Origin of the sequence: Brevundimonas sp. 374, assembly GCF_900102995.1 — a bacterium.
GTDB lineage: Bacteria > Pseudomonadota > Alphaproteobacteria > Caulobacterales > Caulobacteraceae > Brevundimonas > Brevundimonas vesicularis_C.
The window spans coordinates 37,893-53,405 of record NZ_FNKT01000003.1; the positions used below are offsets into that span (position 1 = coordinate 37,893).

The 15,513-nt window shown below is 68.5% G+C and carries 20 protein-coding genes; 9 read left to right on the top strand and 11 right to left on the bottom strand.

Going from position 1 to position 15,513, the window contains the following annotated elements; translation table 11 throughout:
• Positions 1-22 precede the first annotated feature (22 nt).
• Genes BLR19_RS10410 through BLR19_RS10425 form a run of 4 tightly spaced genes read right to left on the bottom strand, consistent with a single transcriptional unit; the run spans position 23 to position 3,194 of the window.
• Positions 23-664 (bottom strand): phosphoribosylanthranilate isomerase, encoded by a 642-nt coding sequence (locus BLR19_RS10410; RefSeq protein WP_091750580.1) that lies wholly within the window; start codon positions 662-664, stop codon positions 23-25.
• 40 nt (positions 665-704) lie between these two features.
• Entirely contained in the window at positions 705-1,457 is a 753-nt protein-coding gene (locus BLR19_RS10415) for a pseudouridine synthase (protein WP_091750583.1), read from the bottom strand.
• A 32-nt stretch (positions 1,458-1,489) separates the two neighbouring features.
• Positions 1,490-2,389, bottom strand: coding sequence for a class I SAM-dependent methyltransferase (locus tag BLR19_RS10420; protein ID WP_091750587.1), 900 nt, complete (start codon positions 2,387-2,389; stop codon positions 1,490-1,492).
• 4 nt (positions 2,390-2,393) lie between these two features.
• A complete protein-coding gene (locus BLR19_RS10425; RefSeq protein WP_091750590.1) occupies positions 2,394-3,194 on the bottom strand; it encodes an undecaprenyl-diphosphate phosphatase in 801 nt (266 codons plus the stop codon).
• A 138-nt stretch (positions 3,195-3,332) separates the two neighbouring features.
• Here BLR19_RS10425 and BLR19_RS10430 point away from each other — a divergent pair, with 138 nt between their 5' ends.
• From BLR19_RS10430 to queG, 3 genes are all read left to right on the top strand, one after another.
• Positions 3,333-4,325: a cation diffusion facilitator family transporter gene (locus BLR19_RS10430; RefSeq protein ID WP_091750958.1), complete on the top strand. Its 993-nt coding sequence runs from the start codon at positions 3,333-3,335 to the stop codon at positions 4,323-4,325.
• A gap of 44 nt (positions 4,326-4,369) precedes the next feature.
• Positions 4,370-5,056, top strand: coding sequence for an FtsZ-binding protein FzlA (locus BLR19_RS10435; RefSeq protein WP_055807760.1), 687 nt, complete (start codon positions 4,370-4,372; stop codon positions 5,054-5,056).
• Positions 5,057-5,287: 231 nt separating this feature from the next.
• Positions 5,288-6,397, top strand: a complete 1,110-nt coding sequence (gene queG, locus BLR19_RS10440) for a tRNA epoxyqueuosine(34) reductase QueG (RefSeq protein WP_091750593.1) — start codon at positions 5,288-5,290, stop codon at positions 6,395-6,397.
• A gap of 44 nt (positions 6,398-6,441) precedes the next feature.
• On the opposite strand, the gene BLR19_RS10445 is transcribed toward queG, so the two are convergent.
• Together BLR19_RS10445 and BLR19_RS10450 are read right to left on the bottom strand one after the other, a co-directional pair.
• Positions 6,442-6,957, bottom strand: coding sequence for an FKBP-type peptidyl-prolyl cis-trans isomerase (locus tag BLR19_RS10445; protein ID WP_091750596.1), 516 nt, complete (start codon positions 6,955-6,957; stop codon positions 6,442-6,444).
• The gene (locus tag BLR19_RS10450; RefSeq protein WP_091750599.1) at positions 6,938-8,140 is read right to left on the bottom strand and encodes a threonine ammonia-lyase; all 1,203 of its coding nucleotides are present in this window, start codon (positions 8,138-8,140) and stop codon (positions 6,938-6,940) included. Before BLR19_RS10450 ends, BLR19_RS10445 begins: the two co-directional genes overlap by 20 nt.
• A gap of 174 nt (positions 8,141-8,314) precedes the next feature.
• Between BLR19_RS10450 and BLR19_RS10455 the strand changes: the two genes are divergently transcribed.
• Both BLR19_RS10455 and BLR19_RS10460 read left to right on the top strand, forming a co-directional pair.
• A complete protein-coding gene (locus BLR19_RS10455; RefSeq protein ID WP_091750603.1) occupies positions 8,315-8,830 on the top strand; it encodes a hypothetical protein in 516 nt (171 codons plus the stop codon).
• 115 nt (positions 8,831-8,945) lie between these two features.
• Positions 8,946-9,143: a hypothetical protein gene (locus BLR19_RS10460; RefSeq protein ID WP_039244035.1), complete on the top strand. Its 198-nt coding sequence runs from the start codon at positions 8,946-8,948 to the stop codon at positions 9,141-9,143.
• Between the two features lie 16 nt (positions 9,144-9,159).
• On the opposite strand, the gene BLR19_RS10465 is transcribed toward BLR19_RS10460, so the two are convergent.
• From BLR19_RS10465 to BLR19_RS10485, 5 genes are all read right to left on the bottom strand, one after another.
• Complete coding sequence (locus BLR19_RS10465; RefSeq protein ID WP_045810625.1) at positions 9,160-9,693, bottom strand: GNAT family N-acetyltransferase; 534 nt, start codon at positions 9,691-9,693, stop codon at positions 9,160-9,162.
• Between the two features lie 167 nt (positions 9,694-9,860).
• Entirely contained in the window at positions 9,861-10,148 is a 288-nt protein-coding gene (gene rpmA / locus BLR19_RS10470) for a 50S ribosomal protein L27 (RefSeq protein WP_039244031.1), read from the bottom strand.
• 99 nt (positions 10,149-10,247) lie between these two features.
• A complete protein-coding gene (rplU, locus tag BLR19_RS10475) occupies positions 10,248-10,802 on the bottom strand; it encodes a 50S ribosomal protein L21 (protein WP_091750606.1) in 555 nt (184 codons plus the stop codon).
• Positions 10,803-10,961: 159 nt separating this feature from the next.
• Entirely contained in the window at positions 10,962-11,495 is a 534-nt protein-coding gene (locus tag BLR19_RS10480; protein ID WP_091750609.1) for a phosphoribosyltransferase, read from the bottom strand.
• A complete protein-coding gene (locus BLR19_RS10485) occupies positions 11,488-12,423 on the bottom strand; it encodes an MJ0042-type zinc finger domain-containing protein (protein ID WP_091750612.1) in 936 nt (311 codons plus the stop codon). The genes BLR19_RS10480 and BLR19_RS10485 overlap by 8 nt, the downstream gene beginning before the upstream one ends.
• A gap of 71 nt (positions 12,424-12,494) precedes the next feature.
• Between BLR19_RS10485 and BLR19_RS10490 the strand changes: the two genes are divergently transcribed.
• The 4 genes from BLR19_RS10490 to BLR19_RS10505 are packed head-to-tail and all read left to right on the top strand — an operon-like array spanning position 12,495 to position 15,495.
• Positions 12,495-13,205 carry a cell division ATP-binding protein FtsE gene (locus BLR19_RS10490; protein ID WP_091750615.1) on the top strand — a complete coding sequence of 237 codons (711 nt, stop codon included), beginning with the start codon at positions 12,495-12,497 and terminating at the stop codon, positions 13,203-13,205.
• Positions 13,202-14,116 (top strand): cell division protein FtsX, encoded by a 915-nt coding sequence (locus BLR19_RS10495; protein ID WP_091750618.1) that lies wholly within the window; start codon positions 13,202-13,204, stop codon positions 14,114-14,116. Before BLR19_RS10490 ends, BLR19_RS10495 begins: the two co-directional genes overlap by 4 nt.
• Positions 14,113-14,757, top strand: a complete 645-nt coding sequence (locus tag BLR19_RS10500; RefSeq protein ID WP_039244024.1) for a YdcF family protein — start codon at positions 14,113-14,115, stop codon at positions 14,755-14,757. The genes BLR19_RS10495 and BLR19_RS10500 overlap by 4 nt, the downstream gene beginning before the upstream one ends.
• Positions 14,758-15,495 carry a lysophospholipid acyltransferase family protein gene (locus BLR19_RS10505; RefSeq protein ID WP_091750622.1) on the top strand — a complete coding sequence of 246 codons (738 nt, stop codon included), beginning with the start codon at positions 14,758-14,760 and terminating at the stop codon, positions 15,493-15,495. It begins immediately after the preceding gene.
• The last annotated feature ends 18 nt before the right edge of the window (positions 15,496-15,513 follow it).

Genomic DNA, 15,513 nt, shown 5'->3' on the forward strand with positions numbered 1-15,513 from the left:
TTCACGCGGAGAGGCGTCGCAATTACGACCGGCGCGCGTTTTGGATGAAGGTCGCGATCCGGTGGGCGTCCTTAACACCCGGCGCGCTTTCCACGCCAGAGGACACATCGACCATGGGCGCGCCCGTAATCCTCAGCGCCTCGGCCACATTGTCCGGGTTGAGACCGCCCGCCAGGAACCACGGATGGCGAAACGCCCGGTCCGCCAGCAGGGTCCAGTCGAAACTGTGCCCAACCCCGCCGGGCAGCGCCGAACCCTCCGGCGGCTTGGCGTCGAACATCAGATGATCGACCTCATCACTCCAGGCATCGGCGGCGGCGAAGTCGTCTGCCTGCCGGATGGGCAGGGCCTTGATCACCCCAGCGCCGGTCAAGGCCCGCACGCGCTCGGCCCGTGCCGGCGCCTCAAACCCATGCAACTGGATGAAGTCGGGCCTCAGCGTCCGGGCGATCTGCTGCAGCAAGGCGTCATCGGGATCGACCGTCACCGCCACGATCTTCGCCCGCCCCCGCGCCAGCTCGAAAAGGGCGGCGGCGGCTTCGGACTCCAGATGACGCGGGCTTTTGGGAAACACCACCGCCCCCACGAAGTCCGCCCCGCCCTCCAGGGCAGCGTCCAGCGTGTCCCGCGTGGTCAGGCCGCAGATCTTGATCTTGGTCGTCATGCCTCGACCTGCGCGTCCGATCCCGAAGGCGTCAAGAGCTTCAACTCAGGCTCTCGGGTGTCGTGAAGATCGAGGCGACCTCGTCCGCCGTCGCGAGGCGCCACTGACCGGGCGCCAGATCGGCGGGTAGGACCAGCCCGCCCAGCCGTTCGCGATGCAGGGTCTCGACATGGTTGCCGGCGGCGGCGAACATCCGGCGCACCTGATGATAGCGCCCCTCCGTCACCGTCAGCAGGGCCTCGGTCGGCGACACCACCTCCAGCACCGCCGGCGCCAAGGGCTTGTCCTCGCCCTCCAGCACCAGCTCGCCCGAGGCGAACAGCGCGCCTTCCGTGCCCGTCAGAGGCCGCGCCAGACCCGCCCGATAGACCTTGGCCACATGGCGTTTGGGAGAAATCACCCGGTGCAGCAGATCGCCGTCGTCGGTCAGCAGCAGCAGGCCCGTCGTCTGCTTGTCCAGCCGTCCGATGGTCGAGATGGCGGGGTCGCGCGCCCGCCACCGTCCCGGCAGGATGTCATAGACCAGCGCCCCCTCTTCCTTGTGCGAACAGGTCATGCCCAGCGGCTTGTTCAGCAGGATCCCCAGACCCTGCACGGGATCCAGCGGCTCGCCGTCGATCTCCATTCGCGTGGGCAGGTCCGGCGTCACCGCAATGCGTTTGGACACGTCCGTCAGGTCCGCCCCGTCCAGCACGATGCCGCCCGCCTTGGCCATCCGCGCCATTTCGGCGCGTGAACCATAGCCCATCGAGCCCAGCAGACGATCGACCCTCGACGTCGGGACTTTCTTCATGCGCTACCGCCCTTCGGACTGCTTGAGCGCGGTCACTTTACCGCCTCGAACAGCTTGTAGCCGCCCGCCTCGGCGACCAGCCGCACCCGCTTGAACGCCGCGTTCAACTCGCCCTCATACGGCAGGTGCCGGTTGGCCACGACCCAGGCGACGCCGCCCTTTTTCAGCAGTTCGGATGCCTTCCGGATAAAGGCCTGACCCAGCCGCCGGTCCTCGGCCCCGCCGTCGTGGAAGGGCGGATTGCTGACGACGAAATCCTTGTCGCCCTTGGCCTTCAGGGTGCGGGCGTCCGACCACCAGACCTTGGCGCGGTCGTCCTCGATATTGCGGCGAGCGGCCTGGATGGCGCGGCGATCCAGATCGACCATCTTCAGTTTGCTCACGGCGGGCGAGCGCAGCACCACGATCGACAGCGCGCCATAGCCGCAGCCCAGGTCGATCCCCTCACCCTTCATCGCCGGCAGATGTTCGGCCAGCAGCGCCGAGCCCGGATCGATCCGGTCCCAGGCGAATATGCCGGGCTGGGACCAGGCTTCCAGTCCCGGCACGATCTGCGGCCCGCCCGCGGCGATGGCCTCGTCCAGCCCCTCGACCGTTTCGGGTCGAATGACGATGCAGCGGCGATGGTGCGCCTTGGCGGTCTCGGCGACGTCGAGGCCGAACGTCTTCAGCTCCTTGCCCAGGCGCGAGCCGCCCTTGTCCTTGGGCGCCATGACGTCCAGCCGTCCGCCGACCTTTAGCGCCTTCAGCGCCAGGGCCAGCACGTAGCGCCGCTCCAGCACGCCGGGGGGGGCGTAGATCATGACGCTGTCAGCCGAGCCGGGGTCCTGCGCCTCAAGCGCAGCTGAGTCCGGGATCAGGGGCGAGGTCTGGGTCGTGTCGCCGGGCGGATCGAAGACGACCGGCGGGCGGCCGTACAGAAGCGTGGTCATGGTCTCAGAACCCCGCCTGCAACAGCACCAATCCCACGACCCCGACCACGATGCGCCACCAGGCGAAGACGCCGAAGCCGCGCCTGGACACGAAATCCAGCAGGAACCGCACCACCGCCAGGGCCGAGATGAAGGCCACGACAAAACCCACGACGATCAGGCCGATGTCGCTGAAATCCAGCGTCTTGTGGTTCTTCAACAGGTCATAGGCCACCGCCGCCCCCATGGTGGGCAGGGCCAGAAAGAAGCTGAACTCGGCCGCCGACCGCTTGTCGGTCTTCAGCAGCAGCCCGCCGGCGATGGTGGCGCCGGACCGCGACACGCCGGGGATCATGGCCAGGCACTGGAACAGGCCGATCAGGAAATAGATCCGCATCGGATAGGCCTCGGCGTCCAGCCAGCGGGGCTTCTTGTCCATCCGGTCCAGCAACAGCAGGATCACCCCGCCGACGATCAGGGCGATGCACACCACCTGGGGCGTCTCGAACAGCACGGTCTTGATGAAGTCATAGGCCAGGAAACCGATGACGACGGCCGGCGCGAAGGCGACCAGCAGCCCGATCAGGAACCGGCGCGCCTCAGCGTCGAAGGGCCAGCGCGTCGCCAGGGTCCAGAGTTTCTTGAAGTAGACACTGACGATGGCCAGCAATGCGCCCAGCTGGATCACGATCTCGAAGGTCTTGCCCGCGCTCTCGAAGCCCATGAAATGGCCTAGCAGCAGCATATGGCCGGTGGACGAGACCGGAATAAACTCGGTCAGCCCCTCGACCAGACCCAGAATGATGGCGGCAAGCCAGTCCGACATGAGACCCTCGAAAACCAATGCGCCCGGAACGCGCTGCGCCCGGATGCCTTCCCCCTAGAGCATGATCGTTTCTGACGGAACGACCCGTTTGGGCCAGCGGTTGGCTTTCAGCCACGATTGCGCGAGAAGAAGCCGACAATGACGACGCCCGCCCCCGCCCCCGCCTCGCTCGACGACGCCCATCTGGCCACGCGCCGCATCACCCGCCTGTCGGTCGGGGTCGCGGTGGTGCTGATCGCGATGAAGGCCTTTGCGCTGGGCGCCTCAGGATCGGTCTCCATCCTGGCGACCCTGGCGGATTCGGTTCTGGATCTGGCGGCGTCCCTGACCACCTTCTTCGCCGTGCGCTGGGCCGCCGCGCCGGCTGACGAGGACCATCGCTATGGCCATGGCAAGGGTGAGGCGCTGTCCGCCCTGGTCCAGGCCGGGCTGGTCTTCGCCTCGGCCATCTTCATCGCCTGGGAGGGGGTTCAGCGCATCTTCGATCCCCGCCCCGTTACCGCCGGCGGGTGGGCGAGCGGGATCGTGGTCGCCACCATCGTCATCACGGCCTGGCTGGTGTGGATGCAGACCCAGACGCTGCAGAAGACCGGCTCCGTCGCCGTCGCCGGCGACCGCGCCCATTACGCCGCCGACCTGGCCGCAAACGTCGTTGTGCTGATCGGGGTGATTTCGGGCGCCTTCCTGGGCGCGCCAGGGCTGGATGCAGCGGCGGGCATCGTCGTCGCCGTCTGGCTGTTCTGGGGCGCGACGGGCATGTTGAAGGCCGCCGCCGATCACCTGCTGGACCGCGCCGTGCCCGAGGCCGACCGCGCCGCCATCACCAAGGCCGTCCTGGCCGACCCCCAGGTCTTCGGCGTGCACCAGCTGCGCACCCGCATGTCTGGTCAGGTGATGATGATCCAGATGCATGTCGACCTGGACGCGCACCAGACGCTGGACGCGGCCCACGCCATCGTCGTCGCCGCCGAGAACCGGGTGCTGGCCCAGTATCCCGCCGCCGACATCCTGATCCACGCCGACCCGCGCGGCCACGCCCGTCCGCTGCCCGCGACCCCGGCTGCCGCACCCGCCGAGCCGCAAGCCGCCCCCGCCCCGACCGGCCCCGCGCCCAAGGGGCCGTGGTCCTGATGCGGTAAACGCCGATTTAACGGGTCCGGGCGCATCACCCCTAGATGGCCGACCCTTGCGTTCTCTTCCACTTCGCCTTCCAGCCCGCCTCGCGCGCCGCGCGACTGGCGCTGGGAGAGGCGCGGATCGAATGGACCGACACCCCGGTTCGTCCGTGGGAGGACGATTGCCCGGTCAATGACTTCAATCCGTCCGGCCTGCCGCCGGTGATCCAGACGATGGATCGCGGCCGTCCGCTGGTGCTGTGCGAACTGCCCGCCATCCTGGGCTGGATTGAGGATCAGCAGAAGGGGCCGCTGCTGCTGCCCGCCGATCTCGCCGAACGGGCCGAGGCGCGTCGCCTGACCGGCTGGTTCGAGCGCCGCTTCATGGACGAGGTCGACGCCGTCCTGCTGCACGAGCGGATGGAAAAACCGCTGCTCAAGCTGGGCCCGCCCGAAGCCCGCGCTCTGCGCGACGGGCGCGACGCCCTGAAATCTCACCTCGCCATGCTGGAAGACCTGGTCGCCGCGCGCGACTGGCTGGCCGGCCGCCGCCTGTCCCAGGCTGACCTGATCGCCGCCGCCCACCTGTCGGTGCTGGACTATTTCGGCGAAATCCAGTGGAAAACCTGGCCCGGTCTGAAGACCTGGTACTCCAAGCTCAAATCCCGCCCCTGCTTCCGCCCCCTGCTCGCCGACCGCTTCGTCGGCGTGCCGCCCTCGGCCTGGTACGCGGATCTGGATTTTTGAGGCGATAGCGCAAATCTTTTCTCTCCCCGTCCGGGGAGGGTGGCCGAGCGCAGCGAGGTTGGGTGGGGGCGGCAAGGCGACGTCCCACGATATGTCTTCATTCCAAGCACGTGTGGCCCAGCCGGGCCGCCCCCACCCCGTCGCTGCGCGACGACCCTCCCCGGACGGGGAGGGAAAAGCGTTTGCCCTTTGCGTCGGGCGGTGAAGAAAATACGTGCTATCCCCCGCCCCGTGTCCGACCGCCTGAAAACCTTCATCCGCCAGCGCGCGGCCGAGCTGGGCTTCGATGTCTGCCGGTTCGCCTCGGCGGCCGACGCCTGGCCGGCGGGCGAGCGGCTGCGGCGTTTCGTGGATGAGGGTCGGCATGGCGACATGGAATGGATGGAAACGACGCTGGATCGCCGCCAGCACCCCAACGCCATGTGGGACGAGGCCAGGACCGCCATCGTCCTGGGCATGAACTACGGGCCGGAGAATAACCCGCTGGATCAGCTGACTGACCGTTCGGCCGGCTACATCTCGGTCTATGCGCGCGGCGACGACTATCACGAGGTCATCAAGGGCCGGCTGAAACAGCTGGCCGGCCAGATTGCCGCCCGCAACGGCGCGGACATCAAGGTCTTTGTCGACACCGCCCCCCTGATGGAAAAGCCGTTGGCCCAGCGCGCCGGCCTGGGTTGGCAGGGCAAGCACACCAATCTGCTCAGCCGCACCCATGGCAACTGGCTGTTCCTGGGGACCATACTGACCGCCGCCGAGATCGAGCCCGACGCGGCCGAGACCGAACACTGCGGCCGCTGCACCGCCTGTCTCGACGCCTGCCCGACGAACGCCTTTCCCGCCCCGTTCCAGCTCGACGCCCGGCGCTGCCTGTCTTACCTGACCATCGAGTTCGCCGGTCCCTGGCCGGTCGAGTTCCGCACCCTGACCGGACCGCGCATCTATGGCTGCGATGACTGTCTGGCGGTCTGCCCGTGGAACAAGTTCGCCCAGGAAGCGCGTGAGATCAGGCTTTTGCCGCGTGAGGCTTTTGAAAGCCCGCGCCTGCACGACCTGCTGGCGCTGGACGACGCCGCCTTCCGCGCCCTGTTCACCAAGAGCCCGGTCAAACGGATCGGCCGTGACCGCTTCCTGCGAAACGTCCTCTACGCCGTCGGCAACTCGGACGACGCCTCCCTGATCGCCCCGACGAAAGCCCTGCTGGCCGACCCCTCGTCCCTGGTGCGCAGCGCGGCGGTTTGGGCCCTGTCGCAACTCACGCCGCCCGACGACTTCGCGGCCCTGGCCAAGGCGACGACCGAGACCGATCCTCAGGTTCTAAGCGAATGGCGGCGCGCTTGAGGTCTAGGTCCCGCTTCGCAGCGAGTCGACGGATTGCGTGAGGGTCACCCCATGGCCATCCCGACGCCCGATCCGCCGCCCGGCACCTTGGCCACGTCCAGCAGTTTCAGGCGGAAGATCAGCACCGAGTTGGCCGGGATCTTGGGATTGCCCTGCTCGCCATAGCCGAGCTCGGGCGGGACATAGAGCAGCCATTCGTCGCCGACGCGCATCTTCTGCAGGGCCTCGGTCCAGCCCTTGACCACCTCCTCGGGCGTGAACACCGCCGGCGCGCCGCGTGCGAAGGAGCTGTCGAACACGCTGTTGTCGACCAGCTTGCCCTCGTAATCGACCTTGACCAGGTCGTTGCGGTCCGGGCTGACGCCGCCCGCCGGCCCCGCCTGCACCACCTTGTATTGCAGGCCGCTGGGCAGGGTCTGAACGCCCTCTTCCTTGGCGTTTTTGGCCATGAAGGCGGCCGCCTCGGCCTTGCCGGCGTTCGGATCGACCGGCGCGGCCTGGCCGCAGCCCGCCAGCAAGAAGGTCGCGACGATCGCCGCCTTACCCCATCCGAAGTTCATAGCCGCGTTCCTTCAAGGCCTCGCCGATCTCGTCGGCGTGGGCGCTATCGCGCGTTTCGACCATGATGTCGAACTCGGCGCCTTTGGCCGGCACGTCCAGCGCCAGACGGTTGTGGACCACGTCGATGATGTTGCCGCCCAGGCCGCCGATCACCGCCGCCATGGCCGACAACATGCCGGGTCGGTCGTCGCCCAGGATGCGATAGACGATCAATCTGCGCTCACGGACCATCTCGCGGTTCAAGACGACCGCCAGCATCCGCGCATCGATGTTTCCGCCGCACAGCTCCAGCCCGACCTTCATCCCCTTGAACCGCTCGGGATAGGCCAGAAGCGCGGCCAGCCCCCCCGCGCCTGCGCCCTCGGACACGGTCTTCTCATAGGTGACATAGGTGGCGACGGCCCGTTCGAACTCGGCTTCCTGGCAGACGAAGACCTCGTCCACCAGCGGGTCGGCCAGGGCGAAGGGGATGTCGCCAACCGCCTTGATGGCGATGCCCTCAGCGATGGTCTGGCCGGTGCAGACCGGCGGCTTGCCCGCGCGTTTGGCGGTGAAGGAGGGATAGCGCGCGGCCTCGACGCCGAAGACCTTGATGTCCGGCTTCATCGCCTTGGCCGCGATGGCGCAGCCCGCGATCAGCCCGCCGCCGCCGATGGGGATGATCAGGGCCTCGACCTCGGGCGCATCCTCCAGAAGCTCGATCGCGCAGACACCCTGGCCCGCCACGATGCCTTCGTCGTCGAAGGCCGAGACGAAGACGTAGCCTTTCTCCGCTTCCAGCCGCTTGGCCGCCTCGGTTGAGCCGGTGAAGTCCAGCCCCTCGATCACCACGGTCGCCCCGTGCGAGCGGGTGCCGTTGATCTTGGCGAAGGGCGTGCCCTCGGGCATCACGATGGTCACCGGCACGCCCAGCCGTCCGCCGTGATAGGCCAGGGCCTGGGCGTGGTTGCCGGCGCTGGCGGCCACCACGCCGCGCTTCATCTCCTCGGGACTCAGCATCAGCAGCCGGTTCAGGGCGCCGCGCTCCTTGAAGCTGCCGGTGAATTGCAGATTGTCGAACTTCACCCAGACCTCGGCCCCCGTCAGCTGCGACAGCTTTCTGGAATAGCGGGTCGGGGTGCGGTCGACCGCGCCCGCGATCCGGGTGCGCGCGGCTTGGATATCGGCGAAGGTGACGGTCATGCGGGGCGTTTCCGAGCTGTCGCGCCTCGACGACTGGGCGCGTTGTCGGGCCTGTTTCGCGCGTTGTCGGGTCCGGGTCCAGAGGGGGAATCTTGAGCGTGGAAGTCGCCCGGCCTGTCGTGCGATAGTGGGGGAAGTCGTCCCCCACGACCCCGAAATCCCGGAGGAAGCCCCATGTCGATCTGTTCGTTCGCCGCCCCTGGCCTGGCTCTCGCCCTGACCGCCGCCGCCCTCTCCGCCTGCGCGCCGACCGCCGGCGGCGGCCTGCCGAACGGGGGTCCGGCCGCCTTCAACGAGGCGGATTTCGGCTGGTCCCAGATGCCGGGCCGCAACAGCATCCAGGGCCAGATCGCCTTCGCCCGGGACGGCAAGGCCTTCGATTGCGTCGCCAGCGTCGGCCTGACGCCGGACACCCCCTATACGCGCGCGCGCATTCGCACCCTGTACGGCTCGACCCAGCGTGCGGCCGTGCCCGCCGCCGTCGTCCGCGCCCGCACCGTCGCCGACGCCAACGCCGACTATCGCAACTATGTCCGCTCCGAGCGGTGCGAGAACGGCCGTTTCCGCTTCGACGGTCTGCCCGACGGCGGCTGGTTCCTGATCGTGCCGGTCACCTCGGGCGATGCACCCCTGGTGCTGATGCAGTCGGTGCAGACGCGCGGCAGCCGGGTCGTCTCCGTCACCCTGTGACCCGCACGCCCCGTCTCACGAAGATGCGACCCCGGTAACGCGGATCGCCATCTTCTGACCACGAGCGCCCCGGACTGATCGCTGCTTCTGTGCGAGAGTTCGGGGAGCTTTTTTCTTGTCCCAACACAACATCATAGGATCCGAGGCCTTTACGCGAGGGCCGTCGGTCATCATCCGCAAGTACAAGGCAGGCGGCATGCGGCGGCGCCGGTCCAAGACCATCGCCACCTTCATCGCCGGCGCGGGCGCCATGCTGGTGGTGGGCGCCGTCGCCGTCGCGGCCGTCTATGGCCCCGCCCTAGCGGGCGGCTGACATTGCGGGCTGGCCGTCAGGCCAGCCACACCATCATGCGCGTATCGGCCTCGGCCCGACGCGCCCGGCTCCACGCCCGACGCGTCTCGCCGGTGTAGAGAAAGCCCGCCTTTTCCAGCACGCGGCCAGAGGCCGGATTGTCGGCGAAATGCCCGGCGACCAGGGCCCGGCGCTTCCACTTGCGGCTGGCCCAGACTAGGGCGGCGTCCAGCGCCTCGGTGGCGAAGCCCCGACCCCAGTATTCACGCCCGATCCAGTAGCCGGTTTCCGGCACCCGGTCCTCGCCCTCGAACAGGCCGATGACGCCGATGGGCCCCACGTCCTCATGGTCGATGACGAAGGTGTTGGCTCGTCTTGGGTCCTGCGAGGCGACCTGCAGCACGAAGTCGTCGGCGTCGCGCATCTGAAACGGATGCGGCATCCGCTTGGTCATGCGCGCGATGTCCAGGTCGTTGGCCAGGGCGGCGATGCGCGGCGCATCCTGGGGCGCGGGCGCGCGCAGGATCAGGCGCCGGGTCTCAACGACAGGAGAGGTTTCGATGACGCACATGGGCGTTGCCTCGGATTGTCGACCATCTCCTTGAAGGGCTCGGACGGTCTTCGAGGCGGGGAGACGCAAATGGGGAGCCTGGTGATCCAGACTCCCCGCGGATTATCATCCCTGGTCCGGATCGGCTGCTGGCAGGAGCAACGCGATCCGGGAAGGTCCAGACTGCGTTACTCGGCGGCCATCGCCTGAGCGGCGTCGTCATTGGCCGCGAGGATCGACACGTAACAACGGCCGCCACGTTTGGTGGTGAATTTCACAGCGCCGTTCGTCAGGGCGAACAGGGTGTGGTCGCGGCCCATGCCCATGTTCTCACCGGCGTGGAAGGTGGTGCCGCGTTGGCGCACGATGATGTTGCCGGCCAGCACGCGCTCGCCGCCATACTTCTTCACGCCAAGGCGCTTCGACTCGGAGTCGCGACCGTTACGCGACGAACCACCGGATTTCTTGTGAGCCATCTTGCCGCTCCGTACTTTCTTGAGGGTCCTACCGGCCTTTCGGCCTACTTGAGGACGTCTCTCTTAACTGGTCTGGCGCGGTGAGCGCCGGTGAATGTCTTAGGCTTCGTCGCCGGCGGCTTCAGCCTTGGGCGCAGCCTTCTTCTTGGCGGGGGCCTTCTTGGCGGGAGCCGAGCTCTCGACCACGACGCCCTTGACCTCGGCGCCGTCCACGTCGGTCACGACCGTCTCGGTCGAACCCAGCGAGGAGGCGGCGTCACGAGCGGCCAGGTTGCGAGCGCGCAGATTGATCTCGGCCTTGGTGGTCAGATCGACCTTGCCGTCCCACTTGGCGGTCTCGCCGGCGCCTTCGATGCCGGTGATGCGCAGGACCGATTCCATCTGGCGATGGCCGTTCGTGCGGCGATAGCCCTGGCGACGGGTCTTCTTGAAGATCTTGATCTTCTCACCCTTGCGGGTCTCGACCAGGGTCGCGCCGACGAAGGCGCCGTCGATCAGGGGGGCGCCCAGGGTCACGCCCTTGTCGCCGCCCAGCATCAGGACGCTGTCGAACTTCAGCTCAGCGCCGGCGTCGCCGTCGAGCTTTTCGACGACGATGGTGTCGCCCGGTTGGACCCGGTACTGCTTGCCGCCGGTCTTGATCACCGCGTACATGTTGAAGCCTCAGCGCAAACGCAAAAAAAGATACGCCCCCGGAGAGGGCCCCGGCGGCGAAGAGCGGCGACATATACGGAAGGGTGTCGGAGAGTCAACGCCGAACCGGGCGGAAATTCAGCCCCGGACAGATTATCCCGCGGTCGCCGCGCCTTGAACTCAGTCGAGGGCGCAGATGTCCGGCAGACCCCTCAGCGTCCCGGCGTGGTCCAGGCCATAGCCGACCAGAAAGCGGTTCGGCGCCTCCCAGCCGACGAAGTCCGGCTCGGGCGCGCGCGGCTTGGGCCAGGGCTTCCTGGCGAAGACGCAGGTCAGGACTTCGGACGCGCCGGCGTCCTTGGCGATGCGCACGGCCTCGGCCAGCGACAGGCCGGTGTCGAACACGTCGTCCAGGATCAGGACGCGGCGTCCCGCGATTGGGCGCTGGAACGGCGCATAGATGTCGATCCGGCCCCGGCTGGTCTGCTCGTCGCCATAGGAGGCCAGCCACAGGGCGTCGAAACGGACGTTGCGGCCGACGCGCGACAGGGCGCGGGTCAGGTCGGCGGCGAACCACAGACCGCCGGTCAGCAGCACGGCGGCGACCGTGTCGTCGTCGATGACGGGCGCGATGCGCTGGGCCAGGTCGGCGACGATGCGCGCCACCTCGGCCTCGGACAGAAGAACGGTCGGCGTCGGGGAGGGATCAGCCATGATGCGAGGCCGATACCGCCTCACCATGCCCCTTGTCCACAGCCCCGACCGGTCGCGCGTCGATCGGCGCGGCCGTGTTCGGCGCCTCGGCGCCGGGCGCCGTCGCCGAGCGCAGTCCTTGAGAGGTTTCGGCGGCGGGCTGCGTCGCGTGCGCGGGTGCGGCCTTCGCATCCTGTCCGCCGTGTTCAGCTGGGGGTTTGGCAGGCGCCGGGCTGGCCGGCGCGAAGTCGACGCCGATCCCAGCCCCGTGGCCGCCCGGATCGGGGATCAGGGCGGCGAAGCCCTGGACCTTGCCCGGCAGGACCGGCGCCGCGTCGATCTTTACGATCTTGAACCCGACCTCGGCGCCGGCGGCGTCCAGCAGGGCCACGCGAATCGGCGGCGAGACGATCTCGACGTCGCGCACATTGCGGATGGCGCCGGACACCACGACCATGCCGGGATGGTTCGGCGCGGCCTTGGCCGTCAGGGCTTCGAAGTCGAGCCCGACCGGATTGACCGGCGCGCCGAAGAATTTGTAGGCCGAAGCCGCCCGAGGGAAGGCCTGGACGATCTCGACGCGGAACAGGAAGGCCGAAACGATCAGGCCGATGAAGACGCTGGCCAGACCCGCCCAGATCACGCCCTGTGTGGCGGCGCGGCGCAGCTTCTTCTGGCGATCGGCGCGAGCGCGGAAGGCGCGAGGCAGCTCCGGCGCCGGCGTTTCGGCCAGGCTGGCCGCCGTCGGCGCGGGATCGGGTTCGGGCGGGGCTGCGGGCGCGACGGCGGCGACCGCCGGCTCGGGCGTCAGGGTCAGTTCGAGCGGCTCATCCGGGGTCGCGCGCCAGACTTCGCCGCACGATTGGCAGCGTACCTTGCGACCTTCGGGGCCTATGGCTTCGTCACGAATGAAATAGCTGGTGGCGCAGGCGGGGCAGGTCAGTATCATGTGGCTGACTGCGAGGCTGTCGCCCCCTCCCGTAAGGCGCGACGCCGCGCCCTGTTCCTGAAACACATACCATGCCGTCCTCGCCCGCCGAACCCGCCGCTATGACCGAGACCGTTCGCCTGTCCGGCGTCGGCTTCGGCTATGTCGGCGCGCCCGACGTGCTGCGGGACGTTAACCTCATTTTGCCGCGCGGCTCTTTCCACTTTCTTACCGGGCCGTCCGGGGCCGGAAAGTCCTCGTTGCTGCGTCTGCTGACGCTGGCGGACCAACCCGGAACGGGAACCCTCCGCCTGTTCGGATCGGATGTCACGCGCATCGATCGTCGCGACATCCCGGCCTTTCGGCGGCGGATGGGCGTGGTGTTTCAGGATTTCCGCCTGCTGGATCATCTGTCAGCCTTCGACAATGTCGCCCTGCCGCTGCGCCTCACGGGCTTATCCGAGGCCGAGTACGCCGACGACGTGCGCGAGATGCTGAAATGGGTCGGCTTGGGTCGCCGGATGGAGGCCCGTCCCCCCGCCCTGTCCGGCGGTGAAAAGCAGCGGCTGGCCATCGCCCGCGCCGTCATCACCCGCCCCGGCCTGATCGTGGCCGACGAACCGACCGGCAGCGTGGACGCCGTCATGGCCGACAAGCTGCTGCGGCTGTTCCAGTCGCTGAACAAACTGGGCGCCACCGTCCTGATCGCCAGCCACGACGAGGCCCTGGCCCAGCGGTCGGGGGCGCGCGTCTTAAGGTTGGAGGCTGGACGGCTCAGCGAACCCTCGCGGGCCGCCGCATGATCCGTCTGTCTGACTTCAGCCTCTCCAGCCGCCGGCCCGGCCTGCTTCCGCCCGCCGCGGCCGGCGAGCCGTGGCTGATGACCGTCATCGCCGTCCTGTGCTTTTTGGCCTGCCTCGCCGCCGTCGCCGCCTCGGCCGCCGACCGCGCCGCGCACGGCTGGGCCCGACAGCTGGGCGCCGAGGCCACCGTGCAGGTCCGTCCCCGCGTCGGCGAAACCGGCGACACCGCCGCCGCCCGCGCAGCCGAGACCCTGTCCGGCGTCGATGGGGTGGAGGAGGCCGCCGCCCTGAGCCGCAAGGCGGCCGAGGATTTGCTGCGCCCCTGGCTGGGCGACGCGGTCCTGCCCGACCTGCCCCTGCCCCATCTGGTGACGGTCCGACTGAACGCACAGGCGCCCGCCAGCGCCGTCACCCTGAGCCGCGCCCTGGCCGAGGCCGGACTCGACGCCACGGTGGACGACCACAGCCTGTGGCGCGGCGAGGTCGAGCGGTCCGCCGGCATGATCACGGTCCTGGCCGGCGCCGCCTTCCTGGCCGTCGCCTTCGCAGCGGCCGCCGCCATCGCCTATGCGACCCGCGCGGGCCTGGCGGCCGGTCAGGGCGTGATCGAGACCCTGAGCCTGAACGGCGCGACCGACGGGGCCATCGCCTGGCTGTTCCAGCGGCGGTTCGGCCTGATGGCGGCCGGCGCGGGCGCGATCGGCGCGGGGGTGGCGGCGGTCCTTCTGATCCTCCTGCGGTTCATCGGCGGATCGGGCGGCCTGACGGCGGCCCTGCCGATCAGTTGGAGCGACCTGGCGTTGCTCTCGCCTTGCCCGCTGCTCGCGGCTACGGTTGCCGTTCTCGCGGCGAGATTCGCCGCCATGCGAATGCTGGCTTCAGGACGGCCGACAGAGGGAGGGGGCGCATGAGACTGCTGAGCGTCATCTTCATCGCCGGTCTGATCTGGCTGGTCGGCCTGTTCGCCTTTGCGCACCGGGTGCGCGAGCTGACGCCGGCCGACGATCCCGCGCGCGCCGACGCCATCGTGGCCCTGACCGGTCCGTCGTCCGAGCGGGTCAACACCGCCATCCGCCTGTTGGAACAGGGCAAGGGCGAACGGGTGCTGATCTCCGGCGTCAATCGCGAGGTGCGCCGTCAGGAGCTGCGCGAGCTGACCCCCGGCTCCAGCCGCCTGTTCAACTGCTGCGTCGATCTGGGTTTCGAGGCCGAGGACACCGTCGGCAACGCCCAGGAAATCGCCGCCTGGACCCGCGCCAAGGGTTATCGCAGCCTGATCGTCGTGACCTCCGACTATCATATGCCGCGATCGCTGGTCGAAATCCGGGGCCAACTGCCGGGCGTGAAACTGACGCCCTACGCCATCTCCACCCCGTCGCTGGACAATGCGCGCTGGTGGCGGGCCGCGGTAACCGCGCGTCGGATGACGCTGGAATATATGAAATACCTCGCCGTCCTGGGTCGTGAGGGCGTGCGCCGCATCACCCGCGACCGGCCCGCCGCCGTCACGGCCGAGACCGAAACCGCCCCTGACGAAAAGGCCGCGTCCTAAGTGAACACCCTGCGTTCCCTGATCTTCACCGCCTGGCTCTATCTGTCGATGCCGATCATCGCAATCGGCCTGTCGCCGGTCCTGCTGCTGCCGCACCGCTATGTGCAGGGCGTGTGCAAGCTGTGGGCGAAGATCGTCCTGTTCGGCCTGCGCTGGATCGCGGGGGTCAAGGTCGAGGTGCGCGGGCTGGAGCACGCCCCGTCCGGCGCCGCCCTGATCGCGTCCAAACACCAGGGGATGCTGGACATCGTGGCCCTGCTGGCCGTCCTGCCCGACGCCTGTTTCGTGATGAAGAAGGAGCTGATGCCCCTGCCCTTCTTCGGCTGGTTCGCCTGGAAGTCGAAGATGATCGCCGTGGATCGCGCGGGCCACGCCAAGGCGCTGAAGGATATGACGCGACAGGCGCGCGACCGCCTGTCCGAGGGCCGCCAGATCGTCATCTTCCCTGAGGGCACACGCAACGATCCGGGCGTGCCTGGCGACTACAAGCCCGGCGTCGCCGCCATCTATCGCGATCTGGAAGGCCCCTGCTGGCCCGTCGCCACCAACTCCGGCGTCCACTGGCCGGCGCACGGCTTCCGCCGCTATCCCGGCACGGTCGTGTTCGAATTTCTTGAGCCGATCCCGGCCCAGCTGAAGCGCGGGGCCATGATGGCGTTGCTGGAAAGTCGCATAGAGACGGCGTCGTTGGCGCTGCTGGAGCCAAAGGCCCAGCTTGCGCATTCTGAACCGGCCTGATCTCCCCGCTCGGGCGCC

Bases quoted from the DNA above. Each gene is read 5' to 3' on its own strand.
- BLR19_RS10430 (WP_091750958.1), top strand. From the start codon at position 3,333: ATGACGACGCCCGCCCCCGCCCCCGCCTCGCTCGACGACGCCCATCTG.
- rpmA (WP_039244031.1), bottom strand. From the start codon at position 10,148: ATGGCTCACAAGAAATCCGGTGGTTCGTCGCGTAACGGTCGCGACTCC.
- rplU (WP_091750606.1), bottom strand. From the start codon at position 10,802: ATGTACGCGGTGATCAAGACCGGCGGCAAGCAGTACCGGGTCCAACCG.
- BLR19_RS10500 (WP_039244024.1), top strand. From the start codon at position 14,113: ATGAGACTGCTGAGCGTCATCTTCATCGCCGGTCTGATCTGGCTGGTC.
- BLR19_RS10485 (WP_091750612.1), bottom strand. From the start codon at position 12,423: ATGATACTGACCTGCCCCGCCTGCGCCACCAGCTATTTCATTCGTGAC.
- BLR19_RS10465 (WP_045810625.1), bottom strand. From the start codon at position 9,693: ATGTGCGTCATCGAAACCTCTCCTGTCGTTGAGACCCGGCGCCTGATC.
- BLR19_RS10455 (WP_091750603.1), top strand. From the start codon at position 8,315: ATGTCGATCTGTTCGTTCGCCGCCCCTGGCCTGGCTCTCGCCCTGACC.
- BLR19_RS10425 (WP_091750590.1), bottom strand. From the start codon at position 3,194: ATGTCGGACTGGCTTGCCGCCATCATTCTGGGTCTGGTCGAGGGGCTG.
- BLR19_RS10415 (WP_091750583.1), bottom strand. From the start codon at position 1,457: ATGAAGAAAGTCCCGACGTCGAGGGTCGATCGTCTGCTGGGCTCGATG.
- BLR19_RS10490 (WP_091750615.1), top strand. From the start codon at position 12,495: ATGCCGTCCTCGCCCGCCGAACCCGCCGCTATGACCGAGACCGTTCGC.
- BLR19_RS10480 (WP_091750609.1), bottom strand. From the start codon at position 11,495: ATGGCTGATCCCTCCCCGACGCCGACCGTTCTTCTGTCCGAGGCCGAG.
- BLR19_RS10450 (WP_091750599.1), bottom strand. From the start codon at position 8,140: ATGACCGTCACCTTCGCCGATATCCAAGCCGCGCGCACCCGGATCGCG.
- BLR19_RS10420 (WP_091750587.1), bottom strand. From the start codon at position 2,389: ATGACCACGCTTCTGTACGGCCGCCCGCCGGTCGTCTTCGATCCGCCC.
- BLR19_RS10410 (WP_091750580.1), bottom strand. From the start codon at position 664: ATGACGACCAAGATCAAGATCTGCGGCCTGACCACGCGGGACACGCTG.
- BLR19_RS10435 (WP_055807760.1), top strand. From the start codon at position 4,370: ATGGCCGACCCTTGCGTTCTCTTCCACTTCGCCTTCCAGCCCGCCTCG.
- BLR19_RS10445 (WP_091750596.1), bottom strand. From the start codon at position 6,957: ATGAACTTCGGATGGGGTAAGGCGGCGATCGTCGCGACCTTCTTGCTG.
- BLR19_RS10495 (WP_091750618.1), top strand. From the start codon at position 13,202: ATGATCCGTCTGTCTGACTTCAGCCTCTCCAGCCGCCGGCCCGGCCTG.